15 protein-coding genes and 2 pseudogenes are annotated in these 16,664 nt (G+C 30.2%); 3 read left to right on the top strand and 14 right to left on the bottom strand.

The genetic code is table 11. The annotated features are described in order from the left end of the window. The first annotated feature begins 580 nt into the window (after positions 1-580). Positions 581-1,958 (top strand): annotated as a pseudogene (locus JHL18_RS00450) (DUF2334 domain-containing protein). Positions 1,959-2,129: 171 nt separating this feature from the next. On the opposite strand, the gene JHL18_RS00455 reads toward JHL18_RS00450, so the two are convergent. The 8 genes and pseudogenes from JHL18_RS00455 to JHL18_RS00490 all read right to left on the bottom strand — a co-directional run bounded on the left by JHL18_RS00455 (position 2,130) and on the right by JHL18_RS00490 (position 8,212). Then, entirely contained in the window at positions 2,130-2,486 is a 357-nt protein-coding gene (locus JHL18_RS00455) for a DUF3307 domain-containing protein (protein ID WP_200265669.1), read from the bottom strand. A gap of 250 nt (positions 2,487-2,736) precedes the next feature. Beyond that, positions 2,737-2,835, bottom strand: a pseudogene (locus JHL18_RS00460) (GGGtGRT protein); the annotation flags it as partial. A 313-nt stretch (positions 2,836-3,148) separates the two neighbouring features. After that, positions 3,149-3,367 (bottom strand): hypothetical protein, encoded by a 219-nt coding sequence (locus JHL18_RS00465; RefSeq protein WP_200265671.1) that lies wholly within the window; start codon positions 3,365-3,367, stop codon positions 3,149-3,151. 831 nt (positions 3,368-4,198) lie between these two features. Next, complete coding sequence (locus tag JHL18_RS00470) at positions 4,199-4,375, bottom strand: hypothetical protein (RefSeq protein ID WP_200265672.1); 177 nt, start codon at positions 4,373-4,375, stop codon at positions 4,199-4,201. Between the two features lie 477 nt (positions 4,376-4,852). Continuing rightward, on the bottom strand, positions 4,853-5,533 hold the full coding sequence (locus JHL18_RS00475) for a peptidoglycan recognition protein family protein (RefSeq protein WP_200265673.1): 681 nt from the start codon (positions 5,531-5,533) through the stop codon (positions 4,853-4,855). A 46-nt stretch (positions 5,534-5,579) separates the two neighbouring features. Continuing rightward, complete coding sequence (locus tag JHL18_RS00480) at positions 5,580-5,846, bottom strand: BhlA/UviB family holin-like peptide (RefSeq protein WP_200265674.1); 267 nt, start codon at positions 5,844-5,846, stop codon at positions 5,580-5,582. 52 nt (positions 5,847-5,898) lie between these two features. Then, positions 5,899-6,153, bottom strand: a complete 255-nt coding sequence (locus JHL18_RS00485; RefSeq protein ID WP_200265675.1) for a hypothetical protein — start codon at positions 6,151-6,153, stop codon at positions 5,899-5,901. 13 nt (positions 6,154-6,166) lie between these two features. Further along, the gene (locus tag JHL18_RS00490) at positions 6,167-8,212 is read right to left on the bottom strand and encodes a phage tail spike protein (protein ID WP_200265676.1); all 2,046 of its coding nucleotides are present in this window, start codon (positions 8,210-8,212) and stop codon (positions 6,167-6,169) included. Positions 8,213-8,456: 244 nt separating this feature from the next. Here JHL18_RS00490 and JHL18_RS00495 point away from each other — a divergent pair, with 244 nt between their 5' ends. After that, positions 8,457-9,107 (top strand): hypothetical protein, encoded by a 651-nt coding sequence (locus JHL18_RS00495; protein ID WP_200265677.1) that lies wholly within the window; start codon positions 8,457-8,459, stop codon positions 9,105-9,107. A 28-nt stretch (positions 9,108-9,135) separates the two neighbouring features. On the opposite strand, the gene JHL18_RS00500 is transcribed toward JHL18_RS00495, so the two are convergent. The 4 genes from JHL18_RS00500 to JHL18_RS00515 form a co-directional block, all read right to left on the bottom strand. Further along, the gene (locus JHL18_RS00500; RefSeq protein ID WP_200265678.1) at positions 9,136-9,279 is read right to left on the bottom strand and encodes a hypothetical protein; all 144 of its coding nucleotides are present in this window, start codon (positions 9,277-9,279) and stop codon (positions 9,136-9,138) included. 126 nt (positions 9,280-9,405) lie between these two features. Next, positions 9,406-9,882, bottom strand: a complete 477-nt coding sequence (locus tag JHL18_RS00505; protein WP_200265679.1) for a hypothetical protein — start codon at positions 9,880-9,882, stop codon at positions 9,406-9,408. Between the two features lie 2 nt (positions 9,883-9,884). Continuing rightward, positions 9,885-10,388, bottom strand: a complete 504-nt coding sequence (locus tag JHL18_RS00510) for an ImmA/IrrE family metallo-endopeptidase (RefSeq protein ID WP_200265680.1) — start codon at positions 10,386-10,388, stop codon at positions 9,885-9,887. Between the two features lie 667 nt (positions 10,389-11,055). Next, positions 11,056-11,568, bottom strand: a complete 513-nt coding sequence (locus JHL18_RS00515; RefSeq protein ID WP_200265681.1) for a hypothetical protein — start codon at positions 11,566-11,568, stop codon at positions 11,056-11,058. A 671-nt stretch (positions 11,569-12,239) separates the two neighbouring features. Here JHL18_RS00515 and JHL18_RS00520 point away from each other — a divergent pair. Beyond that, positions 12,240-13,013 carry a hypothetical protein gene (locus tag JHL18_RS00520; protein ID WP_200265682.1) on the top strand — a complete coding sequence of 258 codons (774 nt, stop codon included), beginning with the start codon at positions 12,240-12,242 and terminating at the stop codon, positions 13,011-13,013. Between the two features lie 16 nt (positions 13,014-13,029). Here JHL18_RS00520 and JHL18_RS00525 read toward each other — a convergent pair whose 3' ends face one another. Together JHL18_RS00525 and JHL18_RS00530 are read right to left on the bottom strand one after the other, a co-directional pair. Beyond that, on the bottom strand, positions 13,030-13,284 hold the full coding sequence (locus JHL18_RS00525; RefSeq protein WP_200265683.1) for a hypothetical protein: 255 nt from the start codon (positions 13,282-13,284) through the stop codon (positions 13,030-13,032). A 47-nt stretch (positions 13,285-13,331) separates the two neighbouring features. After that, positions 13,332-16,664, bottom strand: coding sequence for a BppU family phage baseplate upper protein (locus tag JHL18_RS00530; RefSeq protein WP_200265684.1), 3,333 nt, complete (start codon positions 16,662-16,664; stop codon positions 13,332-13,334).

Consider the following 16,664-nt stretch of genomic DNA (forward strand, 5'->3'; position numbering starts at 1 on the left):
AATCCTCTATGCTATAATTATTTTGAAAAATCAGTATTTTTCCTATAAAACCTACAGTTTAACTATTTTTATTAATTTATAGGTTTTACGTAAAATGAACATTTACATTTCCTCCAGTCTAGTTTTACATTATAAAATTATATAAAGTTCAATTAAGTTATCGTTTAATTTTAAAAACGATAAAGTTATAAATACTAAATTTCCGAAAAAAGAATATGGAAAAAACTCCGCATAAATCCATTAACTAAGTGCGGAGCTAACTTATCTATTTATTGCCAAACATTCTTATGAGCTTTAGAACACTCAAATCTACCTTTATCTTTAGCTTCGCTAGTATAATGTGATGTATGCTTTAACGTATTTTAAATTTGTAACACAAATTTAACCTTTCCTTAAGTTATTCTATTCAAAATAATGGTACAATCCTCTTAACATATCTATGGATGTCCCACTTCATTTTGAACCATATTATTTTTAAATTCTCCCATCACAACCCGTGAGAGTTTTAAAAATAGATTTAGGATTGAAGTGGTAGATCTTTATAAATGATTTATACATATGACAAAGGAGCGAAAAACACATGCCATGGAATTCAAAAACGCTGATTTTTTCTTTTTTATCCTTAATTTTAACCCTATTAGTATCATATAATATTTTTAACTATTTTAAGCTTTCTAGAATTAACACCAACAAGACTGATTATTCAATTTTACTTACTAAAAACAATTTCAAGAGTTCTTATACTCCAAAAATCAAATTTTCTGATAGACCTGTATCGAAAATCAATGATGTAAGCTTAAGCATTTTAGGTGGGACTAGCCTCACTAACGTGCCTATGATACTTAAATCCCAAAGATATTATATACCACTTAATTTTATTTCAGAAAAATTGAATTATACTGTAGGTAATTCAAACGGGAAAGTGTTTATATCAGATGATAGTAATAAAATCTTTTTGACTGAAAACTCTTATGAAAAAAACTCTAAAAAAGGCTCTCTTAGAGGTAACTTGCTTGATTACAATAATACCTTATATATATCAATATCAGATATAGAAGAGCTTTTTAATCTAATTGCTGTATTCAATTTTGAAAATAAAAAAATTAGCCTTATTCAAAATGACATTAAAACTTCTAAAACTTCTTCAATCCCTTATAATAAAAAAATTGCCATGATAAGACTTGAAGATTTTGGTTGTGGTTATTCAAATATTGTAGATAAAAACCAAACAAAAATAAAAATCATGTCAAATTTACTTTATTCTAATGGAATGAAGTTTCATGTCTCATGGATGCCTAGATTCATAGTTCCTTCGGCCAACTTTGATAATGATTTACTCACAAAAGACAGTATAATAAATGTAGGTTTTGTGGATGTACTAGATTATATGCTTAATAAAGGCGGAGAAATTGGTCTTCATGGCTATTCACACCAATCTGGTAACATTGCAAGTGGAACCGGAGAAGATATGTCAAAGGACGTAAATAGCACTGAACCTGAAACTCGAGCAGTTATCGAAAAAGGAATAGACACCGCAAATGCCTTAAATATTCCTATTTCATATTATGAAAGTCCTCATTATAGGGCCACTATGGATCAAAAAAAAAATAATTAGCGATTATTTTCAGTTTCTATATGAGCATTATGATTATTCAAAAAAAGATAACATATATAAGACTGATGACCACCATTTATTCGTTCCAACTCCATTAGGCCGTATATCAAATCCTGCTACTGATACTCAGCGCATTATAGATAAATTTAATGAGGACAACCCTGATGTACTTAAAAGCTTTTATTACCACCCATCTATAGAAATAGACTATATTGATTTTGAAACAAATGATAATAAGCTAAATATAAATTATAATCCTGATTCTCCTCTGCAAAGGATCGTAAAAACTCTTAAAAATGACCAGTATACTCCTGTACATATTGATGAGCTTATAGATAAATAATTAGCAATTAAAAAAGAGAAATAAATTGTTAGATACTCTAAGATCTAAGCAATATATTTCTCTTTCTTTATATTAACAAGCGAAAATTGGCAAGTTAAATTTAGTTATGCATTATAAGAAAACCGTACTTAATAAGAAAGTGCGGTTTGTTTTGAATGTAATAGGTAACATTTAAATACTAACTACCGCAAATAATATACCAACATGAAGCATCTGATCAATGACAGCTATGATGAATTTGACCTTTGGTTGTTCTCTATTAGGTATTAGATAGCACTTAATATAATCGATTAAGATATGAGTAATAAATACAATGGCAGCACTACTAAATTTGAATTTATGTAGAAATATTAATATAAGACTGATTGGTATAATATAAATAATAACATGCAGCACTATATATATAGGATTTTTTCTCTTTAGATCATGCATACTTCTTCCCTTTAACAGATACTTCATAAAAGGATTTATTTGTAAGAAAAAATCTGCTAGTAGATGAACTATAAGTAACCATAAATACATTGTCATATCACATCCTACTCCTCTCTTTATTGCTATATAATACCATACCCCTCATATAATTTCTATAATTGCATAGGAACATATCTTCTATTACTTTTTAGTCATATTCCTTACTTATACAACAAAGAACTATACTAACCACTTGAAATCACTAACCTTAACTAGTAAGAATTTTATAAAAATCTATAAAGTAAAAAAAGCCCCACGACAAACCCCTTACGTAAGCCGTGAGACCTTATATACTAATTTAAAATGATTACTTTGTTAAAGCTTCTTCAATAGCAACTGCTACTGCAACTGTTGCTCCAACCATTGGGTTGTTACCCATTCCGATAAGACCCATCATTTCAACGTTGGTTTACATTTACAGCCTTCTAAACAGCATTATTGCTTAATTAAGCTAAGTCCTAAGTAATTCTTGAATACACGTTTTATCAACATTTATAATAATAAACGTTTCCCTAAATTTATGCAACATATTTTTTCATTTTTTTCACAATCATTTACGAGTATTTCATATAATATATAACGATATAAAATAAAAGTGGATAGCACTCTTTGTACTACCCTAAAATCGAATAAATATTACTATATAGATTTTTAAAGATTATTGATATTCTTTCACTAAATAATCAATTGCTTTTAAATAGATATTCTCTCTTTTTTTCTTAATAAAAAACTAATTGATTAGGTTCTACTTTTCTTATTTTATTAATTTCTATTGTTGTTTCTGGTATAAGTTCTCCAGATACATTATTCTCAGCAGATGTTTTTAATATCTTATCATCTATATATGCAATATTTGATACATAAATTGGTTCAGATACATTATATAAATATACGTCTATACTTACATCACCCAAAACCAATAATTCCTTTCCTTCCATAACTCATCCCCCTTTCTACTTATCATTCTACACTTCAAATAAAAGTAAATAAAGGATTTTATAGTTTAATTCCATTAATCTACTTATACAATCTTGACCTCCGAAAATTTTTCCGACCCCAAATCCAAGGCTCGTAGGAACTACCGACAAGGCTCTAAAGGTCAAATTTGACACCCCTTTGTATAAGCATATTAATAAAATCAGCGAGGGGGAAATTCCCCTTGGTTAAAACTCAGTCATAGAGAGTGACCATCTTTTATATATAACCTGATAAGCAAATTATGCGTAGCAGAAATAGGAGAGTACAATTTTGTACCGTCCTCAAACAACTCACCACAAAATCGTAGTCAGTGCAAGGTTCTCGATAATATCGACATCCTTTTTGCATCCACCAACTTGACGGGCTCAAAACTGAGCTGGTTAAAAGGATGCGTAAATTATGCATACCCTTTTTGTTAATGTTATCTTCAGTCGGAAGAAGACATAGCATCGTCAAATTTGAAGACGCTACTGCCTTTGACAGTTTTATCAAACCTAGTTAAATCAACACTTTCTTCGAGTGGCACAATTTTGGACTTGTCGAGAAATAACATCAACTCAATTTTGAGCATATGTTCTAAGCTCTTGGTCAATAAATGGCTTATATTATTTTTTTAAGGTCAACGTTTGGCTTAAATTTTTATAAAAACAACCGATAATATATACTTAGGTTTAATTTCTATAATAAAAACAAGCCAATCATTGACCATATTAAATAATAACAAGCTATTCTTTGACCAAAGCCTGATACTTAAATAAATCCAGCACCACCCAATCCAATTTTGACTTCTTCTATTTTGTATTTTTAGCTGTAGATTGTCCAAAATAAAAAGCTACTACAAGACTAAACACTGTTAAAAATTGTTCTGCACTAACCCTTCCAACGCAACTTAAAAATACAAAACTTACTGTAAGTACAAGTGCTATTAATTTCTTTACTTCAATTAAACTTGCTAATTTTTCTTTCATATTATATATACATCTCCTTGTAATTCAAATTTTGTGGTGTTGTCGATAGTATCCACCTCACCAGACTTAATACCACAATGGTAACGAGTTAATCGCTAAATCGCTAAAAACTCATGGAAATTTCATCCTTGAGATTTCTCGGAAAACTCCGAAAAACGTCGTCAAGCTTGAAAACGTCAAAAAGGTACTTTACTTGCTTTGGAGAATCCCAAGCTGACGATAGCGAAATAGCGAACGTCAATACCACTTGGGGAATCCCCAAACTGTTATTAACTCATGTGATTTACTCCCATCAGTTATTTTTTTTGGTATTAAACTTAGTATTCAAATTGGTATGAATATAAGTCTAATAGACCAATAAAAACACACTCTAAATAAGTAATAGACTAAAAAAATTTATTCAATTAGTAATGATAGGAGCGGAGCAGAATAGGGGTGAAGAAATATTAAATGCACCGATGACCCTCGAACAAGCCCTTATAGTCCACCTCTATATCCAACCCAACCAGCCTTTTTTCCATTTGGTGTATTGTACATTACAACTATTTTTCCATCCACATCAGCTATAGCCTCGCATACCTCAAATGGATCTAAACTTCCTATCTTAATAGTTAACTTCTCATCTGCATATACTGGTTCTGGTGTCTTTCCATTAGAATATCTTTTACTCATATAATCACCTTCTACATTATTATTTTGTACTACTGTATTAACTTGTGCTTGACCATTCTTTATAGCATCAAGTGGAAAGTTAATTCCAGGGCAATCAGTATTATAAAGTTCCCTATGTCCAAAGCTAGGAATATTACCATATAAACTTTGTAGATACGACTTAACTTGTAAACAAGCTTGCAACTGAGCCTGTGGCATTTGCTCTGTCATATACTTCCCTTCACAACACACCCCAATAGAGTTGTAATTTGCTGTAGGACAATGACTCCCCCTCCAACCAAACTTTCTACCTTGATAAATTGTTCCGTCTTTTCTAATAAACAAATGATAACCTATACCAGCCCATCCATTCAATTGATGCCATTTATGTATATCTTCTACGGTACAAGTTGAAGCATCTGCATTATGCCAAACTATTTTATTAGGCTTGTTCTCTCCTTCAGTAAAAGTCCCATTCCAAGAAAAATTATTTTGTATTATGTTCAATTTAAATACATCTCCCTTTCAAGCATACTGCGTAGATAATTGCACATTAAATTCCAACTTTTGATTTGATTAGTGCAACATCATTTTTTAGTATGCTAGTATCATTTTTTAAAATTTCTACATCTTCTTTAATATCTTTGACTATGTCGTATTTCTGTGCTAATTCTTGTGTTAAAGATATATATTTATCTTCTCTTTCAATATATTTGTTTTCTCTTTTTTCATTTGTTTTTAATACATAAAAGAATAGAGCCACAAATAATACACAAAATATCCCATAGCTTTGTGCAAAGCTTAAAATAGTCTCTTCCATCCCCAATCCCCCTTCCTAGATAATAAAAAAGACACCCAAATTAATGAGCGTCTTAAATAAATTCTATATCATTTTTCACTTTAAATGGCTGTCTTGTATTAATATCAATTTTATAACTACCTTTTATTAATTCATTTAAGAATTGTTGTTCTTTACTTTCATCTTTTAAAGTTATATTTGTAATATCATAAATTTGAGCCATTATTTCTGCTTTATCCCCAAACAAAGAAATATCCTGATCTACATTACAAGTGCCACAAGGTGTCGCTATAGAACCATCCTCTTTAAAATAAGTTATAAATATCATTCTACCCCTCCTACTATTTTGAACCTATCACTTGGTATTGTACATTTATCTGCCCATCTGTAAGCCAAGTATTTGTACCATTGTTGATTACTAAGTGAGTTACCCCACCCTTTAAAACTAGCTGATTATTTTCAATATAATAGCTATTTAAATAAAATTCCCCCAACGAATTGTAGGTATTTCTATAAGTTCCTATTACACCAGCTTTAACAGTTTTAAAACTACAATAATTAAATGCATTATCTAGATCTATTCTTATTTCCTGATTTGTTGTTAACCAAACATTGCCACTCTGAACTTTGCATACTGGATGATAATAACCATTATTTAATTTTTGACTTATATCCCCGTATAACTTAACATCTTTATAAAAAGTTATAGGATATTCTAAACCTAATGCGCCCATATCATAATCCACATAAGAATCATAAGTGCCTTGGTTGTTTTTCTTTCCTATAGAAACACATCTACCATTTTCTCCACCAATAACTAGTGCTTTTTTACTAGTGTCACTTGCTTTTACAGCGCTAGTTATTCGACCTACTTCACTAGCATTGTCATCGTCAAAGTCGTAGACAATTATATTTTGATTAATCATTTCGATAGCTTTTCTTCCATTTAAGTCATAAGTAGTTAATGCTCCACTACCTAAATCAAGCTTAAAAGTTCCATCAGCACTTGAAATAGTTCCAGCTTTTATTAAACTAGCATCTAATTCACCTGTCTTTATAAATGAAGCATTAATTTCTCCATCCATATTTATTGCGGTTCCAAATGTTCCATTGTATCCAGTAGAACTATAACCGAATCCGTTTAAATTCCATCTCCATACTTTAGTTGCTGTTGCTATATTATCAGTATCCATGATAAGTATTTCACCTTCACGTTTTATGCAATGTCCACCTAATGCTTGTTTAATTTTATCTCCAATAAAGTTAGATTCTGTACTTACTGTAGCAATTCTATTATTTAAGATATTCGATACAGTATATTCACTCTTTACATAATCACCTAACTCAAGCTTGGTATACTTTTGTAATACACAATCATATGTATAAGAAATCAATCTAGCCTTGATATCTATCCCTAATTTATTACTATGTATTGTAACTATGTCACCTAGATATAATTGTTGTAAGGCTTTTATATCCTTGTATTCACCAGTTTTACTAAGATCAGCAAATTCAATCGAGAAATTCACACTAGGTCTATCAATATGTTGTTCACTATACAATAAAGCTCCTTGTTTTCTAAGTTCAGCATAAACAGCTTCTTTGTTTGAATATTCTGTTATAGTATCATCTCTTGACACTTTTACATTAGGAAAATCAATATGCTTGTAAGAAATCTGTGAATAGTTATTGATCAAAGGAGAGTCTACATATTTCTCAGGCAATTCAAGGACATTATCATTTTCATCACGCCCAGTTACCATTAATCTAGTTACTTCGGTACCTTCAGTACTTTCCTCTATAGTTATAAGATTTTTACCTTCAGTAACCTTGAATCCTCTGTCAGTACCTAATTGCCTATATATTCCTATGCTATCTATTCTTCTGTCTAACTCTCCACCCCAAACTTTAAGAAAGCTATTATCATCGTCACCCATTATTGCATCAAGAAAGTTCTTTCTTATATAATAAGCAGTACCTATCTTATCTATGTCACTCAAAAAGTTAAATCTAACAGGACTTTCAGCATGATCTTTCATCCAAGTCAAAGCACCTAATCCATTTGTGTTCGTTGGTCTTACATCTCTTAAGAAATTCCTTGATAATGAATAATAGCCTTCATACAAACATATACACTCAATACTATTTCCATCATTGCTACGTCTACTTTTTTCTATTCTAAATATATTGTATCCAACTGGAGTCATAGCTTTTATTATATTGTATTTAACTAAATATCTAGATTTTTTATCTGACAATGGATATGTTAATGTTACTCTAAAATCACCGTTGATAACTTCATTTACTTCTGTTTTTATTATATTAGTCAATACTGCAAGTCCATTATTATTAAAATCTGTAGTTGTACTACTATGTACTGTTATCAATATATCACCTTCTTTCTATTTAATTTTAAGCAAACAAAAAGAACCTAGATTTCTCTAAGTTCTAAACTCATTCACACTCTATCTAATCCCAAATACTCCCATAAATAAACATACTCATCCCAAATTACCAATATTTTTACCATTCAGCTCCCAACATTTATATACACCATTCTCCACAATATGTTATAATTAGTCTATGGAAATAATTCCATAAAATATAATATGACAGGGGGTTTCTCTTATTATGCCAAATGTAATTCTCCAAGATTTAAACGCTGTAATACATGGCACATCAAGACATGGTCTAGAATATGATGTTGCTCATGTAAGTATCCTGCTCCAAACAGATTCTCCAATTACTCCTGATCTTCAATGGGCTATTCCTCATATTGAAGACATACCACAAAAAGCCATCACTTTAATTAAAGATGGAAAAACTGCGATTTATCCTGTACTAAAAAGTAAGGCAAGAGAAAGTATAAACGACTTCTTTGCAAATGTTGACAGCAATAATGTTGAAGGAACATTAGAAGACATCGAACAAGCTTTACTTTTGGCTTCTATGCGTACAACAACAATTGAACCATTAGAAAACAATGACGGACGCTACATAGTGTCATACAAGTACAGACTTTATCCTGCTGAACTTAATACATTTGATTTTAAAGTGGTATTGCCTTTTGACGGATTGGGTTTAGCATCTGGAAACAGATTGCAAGTTACTGTGGTTTCTCCTATGGGTTCAACAATAGATCCAGTTTTCACTGATGCTAAAGACTTCCAAGGACAGTCTGTAGCCAACGAATCTATAACCACAATTCCACTCGTAGGCAAACAAGTAACTAGTTTCGAAATTCATCAAGATCCTATATTCACAATAAGATATAGATATTAATGTTTAAAGAAGGGTTAAAATACCCTTCTTATTTTTCTTTAACTAACTCCATCAATACACTCATTCCACCAAGTATAAAATTTTTAGAGTTTTCATTAGGTTTATCTTCTCCTAAGATATCTTGCAATTGCTTAACTAGCTCTAATAATTTACTTTTAATTTTATCATCCATTCCATTTCACCATCCTTTCAATAAATATATACACTTCAGCAACCATCATTTGTATTTCTATCTAAATTATTTTTACACAACAAAAAGACCCCGAAATTAATCAGAGTCTTTTGGACATGTACTTGGTTATTTAGTTTTTTCCTTATCCTTAAGTAAAGCAAATTCTTTTATAAAATCAAGATATACTTTTCTATCATCTTTAGGGAAAAGACTAGTAACCATTATATTAATAAGAGCCACAATCTCTACAAAAGTTCCTGTTACAAACAATCTCAAAGTCCATTCTTCCAACTGAATAATCTTAAATCCTTGAAGTATAATAATTATAGAAATAACTCCGGTTAATACTCCTAATATAATTAAAATAACTGTGCTAAATCTCTTTTTCAAAGTGCTGTTCAAATCTTCTTCTTTAGGAAATGATCCAGCAATACTATACAAAAGTATATCAATTTTATTCTGCATCTCACCATCTTCATTATCTAAACGAATATCTTCATTAGCATCTAGTTCAGAATTAGAATTTTCATCCCATTCTAATTGACCTTCGATACTTGTATTTTCTTGAGTTCCACCACTTGGTTTTTTATTCTTTCCACTCATAATTAAAACTTACCTAAATTCTTTAATCTAGTATACATTGCAGCATCTGATACAACAAATATACCAGCTAAAACACTAACAATCCCCTCATTACTAAGACCTATCGATTTAGCCTTTTCATATCTTTCATTTACGTGTTCAGTGTCCATTAAAAGACATCCTGCAAATTCATCTGCTTCTAATTCCATTGGAGCCTTGCTGTTATTTCTTTTTAAGTCTACAAATTGCTTATTTTTATCTAAATGTAAATAATAATGAGCTATTTCATGAGCAACAGTAAACCTTTTTCTCACTTTGCTGTCTTCAGCATTTACATATATAGTAATGTCGTTATTTTTCTTTATAATAGCACCAGAAACTGGTTCACCATTTATGGTCAAATTACTTTTTTCTAAAATTTTTATCCCATTTTCTTGAGCAATTATTAGAGGGTCGACAGCAGTTCCAATCAAACCATATTGTTCTCTTATCTCTTTTACTCTATCACAAATTGTTTTATTTTCCATTATATCCCCTCCTCTAATTTGATTGAATTCTTTAAGAAAAATTATCTTCCCCACAATTATCACCTCTTTGTATATATACGTTTGATTCTAACCAGTTTATTACATATAATACAAAAACATAATATTGTTCCATCTTAGTTAAGAGACAACTTGTCCTAAAGATTAGAACTATTGTTCTACTTGTATATTTATATTTTAACATCATATAACATTTTACTCAATAATTTGTCGAAAATTTTTTGTTAATTTTATGAATAAATCGATTATTATATGGCTATAATAACTATAAGGGAATTTATACATTTCCATATTACCATATATTGTAAGTAAATTAGTAAAATATCGTTCCATAAATATAGACATAAATAGACTAAGTTCTAATTATTTTCGCAAAATAAAAAAGTCGCCAAATTAATAGCGACTCTAATTTACTCAATATACATTTTCAATTTAACTCTTGTTTGATTATACTAAATAAACATTCTTTCGTCAATAAGCATCTTATCCACAGTCTGCAATAATAAATATATTTATTATTGCAGACTGTGGAACTAGTGACTTTAATAAACTTGTAAATTTTTTATTAATTTTTACAAGCATTCTTTTTTCTATACTATTCTCTTGTAATTATGTAGCAATTGCTTAATTTCAATATGTACAGCTTGTATTATTTATCTGAGTTATCTTCTTCATGAAATTCTGTAGCCGCAACTTCTTGCTGTGTTTCAACTTCTTCTTTGTAAATCTCGTTGATTATAGTATCTATATCTACGCAGAAATTATATCTTATCCCAGTTTCGTAATCTTCTAAATATTTCTGAGCTTCGTTAACAATTTGTTTTAGATTTTTTTCTATTTTTGTTATATCATTTTTATTTTCATCGTTTTCTGAATAGTATTTCTTTATATATTGCTTACTTATAGGAAACATTTTAATGTAATGCAGTCCATGTTTCTTACCTTTTTTAGTAGTCTTTCTTGGTGGCAAAGGAAAGTATTCATCTCTTTTAGCTCCACCATTTATATTAGATCTAAACGGGATCGCAAAATCATATTTAATTCCTTTATAAAGCAACTGTATTATAATTAAACATGGTCTCTTTTCATTCTTTTCCAATTCGACACTGTCATCAAATTTATCATAAAAACTTTGCATTATTGAACATATTTTAATTCTCATTCCATTAATACCCTTTCAATTAAGCAAAAAACCCCAACTTGAGTAAATTGGAGTTTTCTTGTGTAATATTCTAATTTCAATTCCCGTTACACTCGGAGAATAAACTTTGCACATGGATAATATTCTACATTTTTACATCCCCGTTACCCTCGGAGGATAAACACGCAAGTGAACAATATTCTTACTTTAAACTCTCCGTTGCTCTCGGAAGAAAACTTAAAGGATTTATAAAATCCATATTTAACTATCTTTATACTCAAATATTACTACTAAACGAATCCGTTGTCAACATATAATATATATAACGTATAGTGATTTTTAAGCGAATGTCTAAAAGAATAACCTTAATGTCATCGACTTTATTATAGATGTCTATGATTTTATTACATTCTATATCTTTCTTTTTAATTAACAAAATACAAAACTTATACGTTACATATATACAACTTCAAACAATTTCAAACTCTCCCAATCTCTTTAATGCTCTGCTTTCCTTCAATTTTTAAAGCCTAAATTCTAATAAAATATCTGTTTTATCTTTGGTGATTATGTCATAATATTTGAAAACCTTCTTTTTTACTTTAAAAATCAATTTCTCCAATCACACAGATATTTTACAAAGGTATTTCCATATCTTTGTAGAATAATAACACATGAAGGGAGGTGAATTAGTGAAAAGAGGATTAAATAAAAATCAAGTTACCCGTGAAGCAAGCGATTTTGCAGAAAGTCTAATTGAACAACTTAACTTTCTCATTGATTTCTGTAGTAAATACGATCATGGTAATTTTAATTACTCAAAACAGTTAGCTAAAACCGTCAGAATTTTAGTCCATGACACTGCCAACAGTACCAGTCTATTGTCTTTATTAAAATGTAAAAACACAATGAAATTTAATAGCACCGCCTCTTTCCCTAAAAATGCAATTTTCTTTTTAGGCTTAGTTTTTCCAGTAAGCATACAAAGAATGACTGAAGATGGTTCTCCATATAATGAACATGTATATCTACCCTCATTAAGTTACAATAAAGAAGTGTATACCAAAAGGGTAGACTTCAATACTTGGTGGAATCAAAATATAATAATCAGTGACACACTTACATTTTCAAGAAAAGACATGATAAAATATATGTCCAATCAAGATGGAGGCGCTCATGTAGACGAAACTGTTCTTGAAAAGTATTATAAAATATCAAAAGCAACGGCTAGTATGTTTTATACAATTGATAAGCCATTATCTGAAGACCCATATCAACAAGGAGAACCTTTTAAATATCTGCATTTTGCAGTTGTAAGACAAATTGCACACGAGTTAATTCTTTCAATAAAAAGAGAATTCAATCTTGATGTACTTTATAATGGAACAAACAAATATAATTTGAATGGTCTCAATATAAAACCGACTGAATTTATAATAGCCAGAGGAACTCAACTAGAATATTAATATAAAATATTTTATATTACATACTTGATACTTCAATAACTTGTTCAATACTAAGATTTATTTCTTCAACTATTAAAGGATATTGTTCTTCTTTGAAGTCCCAATAAAGTTCATGTTTATTGGGACTTTCCCAATTATATGGGCATCCTTTTTTAGCTATTTCCAGCGCTTTTTCAGGAGATGAAGTAACAATTATCATTGATATGTCATCTTCATACGAATATCCACTTGCCATAACCTTATAAACATTCATTTTCTTATTATCATCCATAGTAAACACCTTATTTCCTAAATTTTACTTAACTATTGACTTTTTTTCTATTGAGCATTGATATACAAGTAATTAGCATGCATACACTTACCTATACTATTAGTATTATTCTGTACTATTTTTCCATTGCTAGACACTCCATATTTACTAGCAAAAGTAAATGATGTACCATTTTCCTTTATTAATCTATCAATGTAGACATATCCCCTAATTTGAACTTTACCATAAGTATTTGGATTTATATCTTCCATTGTTATTCCTGCAAATAAACTTGCATCATCGGTGTCCAACATTAATCTAATATTTGTATAATCCGAGTTATAGCATACAGGCGAACCTTTTTTAATTCCATTTGCTGATGAATTTAATAATGCTTTTGACTCGTCAGTAAATTCTGGAATATATTCTTTTGATATATTAAATTCTGTTGCGGTAGCAGAGCTTCCTAGCTGTGTATTAATAAAGCCTAGTATATCCGCATTGGTCATTGAAGTGTAGTTTTGATTAAATGTAATTGTTATAGGGGAATTATTATCTACAGCAACCACTAAAGTCTTGTTCGTTGTTGTGCAATCACCTAATCTTCTTCCTAGATTGTTATTAACTGTGGTATTGGCTCCTAGACCAACCAATATACCTGAAATATCTAAACTTCCATAAACATAACCATTTAATCCACTCTTTCCGTTAAAAGAAACTGTGTTTCCAAATAAAACATCTGAAGCAGTACCACTTATAGTTACTTTACTATCTGTTGAGCTACTTGAAGTTATTTTCAAACAAGCACCCCTCATACTAGAAGCATAAGGTACGGAATTATTACCATGACCTAATATTCGTATATCAGCATGATTTGCATATTGGTAGTTTATATCGGTAGAAATCCAAGGTGTATCCGTAGTTTGAATTAATCCGTTTAATTGACAGCCTTCTAAAATTACTTGATCTTCTGTGCCACTGCCAAGGTTTTCTATTAAGATAGAATATTGTTGACCAGTAATAGTACAATTTTTTAGTATATTTATTGTTGGATTAGTGAAGTATTCTCTATTGTGTACATACCATCCATTTCTCACTCCCGTAAATATACATTGTTCAAATGTTGCAACTACTCCACTTGCACTACCGTATCCCCAAGGGTTTGTACCGTTCCATATTTGATTATAGTTAGCTGTTGTTAATAAATTATTATCTGTTCTATATTGTAAAACTTCAGCATTGCCATAATGAATAAACTCGCAGTTATAAATTTTGTGTTGTGCATTTTTATTGTTTCCATTATTTTCACTATGAACTGCATATCTCATGTTTTGGCATGTAATTCTTAAATCATGCAATTCACAGTCAAACGCAATGTTTAGTGTTGACGTAGGGGTTATTGTTGCATCTGTACTATCTTTAGGTAAATATCCTTTTATCCACGATCTACCTAAAATAAATTTACTTCTTAAAATAACATAGGCTGGAAGATTTATTGATTTTTCATCATAAACCGCATCATATAATTGAATCTCATACCAAACACTTGAGTCATTTGTTGTTATACTATTTATAGCGTCTGTAATAGTAGTAAAATTACCTGTCCCATCCTTTTTTACTGTAATATAATTTATTGTTCTATTGAAAGCTACTGTAAAGTTTAAAGCTTCTTTTGGAATTGTAGATGTTTTTATAAACTTACCATCCATTTTAATTGTATAGTCTTCATATGCGGTTTTAGTATTGCCTAATTCTAATTGCGTATATGGTAATTGTGCTGTAAGACAACTTATTCTAATATAAGCGGCATTACTTGGAGTAGTAAAAGTCTTACTTGAGCCAGAGCCTCCAGCATTTCCACTTATATAAACTTTATTTATATCATAAAATGCAAACATTTCCTGCCATGTAGAGTTGTTGCTAATTGTATAATTTGTACTAGGTATAATAGGAATGTATTCACTTGCGTTTTCATTTGCATTAGGATTTAATTTTCCGTCATTATAATTAACATAATATCCAGATGTAACGTTATTTCTATTAAATAAATTTTTGTTTACATCTCCTGTTATCGGCTTAAAATTAAGTTTGTCAGTTGATATTGTACTTGGAGCTATCGCGGAGTTTGAAATTGATTGAGATTTTATTTTTAAAGGATCTAAATATATTGTGTATGGTTCATAAGTAGTTTTTACACTACCCAATTCAAGCTGAACCGAACTTAATTGTGTAAGTTTAAAACTTATTCTAATATAAACAGCGTTGCTTGGAGTGGTAAATGTTAGACTAGGCGCACTGCTTCCATTATTTCCACTTATAAATGTTTTATTAACATCATAAAAAGCATACATCTCTTGCCATGTGCTCCCATTATTTACAGTATAAATTGTGCTTGAACCAATAGGAATATGATCGCTTGTTCCATAAATCGCATTTGCAACAAGTGCTCCTGTGTTGCCACTCACATATTGACCTATTATATAATTATTTAAATCAAATAGATTTTTACCAACTATTCCTTCTGCATATGGTTTACCCAAATGTTTTTGCATTATAAATCCATTTGGTATTCCAGAGCTTTGATAGGTTCCACCTGCTGTCCAAGCTGAACCGTTCCAATAATACCATTTACCATCTGAAATAACTATGTATACCCCCACAGCTCCAGTTGGGTAAGCCGTTTGTAATGAAGTTAAATCCGTATAAGTACCTTTCGGTGAAGCATTACCTATGTTCGCAAATTGAGTATCTACATATGTTTTATCAGCTTTTAAAACAAGTTTATTGGTTGTAATATCAACCAATTGCGTCGTATGTGATGTTAAAGTCACCCTATCATTCTTAACCGCTTCAGCAACACTACTTTCTGTTATTCCATTAGCACTTAAAATGCCTAATTTATTGGTGTTACTGGTTAACTGACTAGCATATTGTGCATTCAATCCGTCGTACTTTGTTTGAAATTGTGCATCCCAACCCTCTAATTTATTAATACCTTGAGTCAATGCAGTAAACTCATCAGTACTTTCTATAGCACCATCATCTCTTAAACTTTTTTCTACATTAATACTAAATGTTTGAGTACTTAAAATACTACTATCAGTTCCATATATAATAAATTGAGCTTGCACCGTACCAGCTATAGCCAATATTTGAGAAGTCAATTCCAATTCAGCTTTACCATTCGTTGCATCGGTTATTGTACAGTTATTATATATCTTTGTTTGGTCTGGTTTGACTGCATAAACCTTTATACTATGTCCTGTTAAATTAACTATTTGGCCATTGTTTAATATTTGTAAATCTATGTATCTACTCTTTGTATCTCCCTCATATGCCGTAACATTGAGATTATAATTTTTATATTGTAAATCTATTAAAAACGTGTTATTTACTTGCAT

The sequence above is a fragment of the Clostridium yunnanense genome, assembly GCF_016595795.1.
Taxonomy (GTDB): domain Bacteria; phylum Bacillota; class Clostridia; order Clostridiales; family Clostridiaceae; genus Clostridium_AR; species Clostridium_AR yunnanense.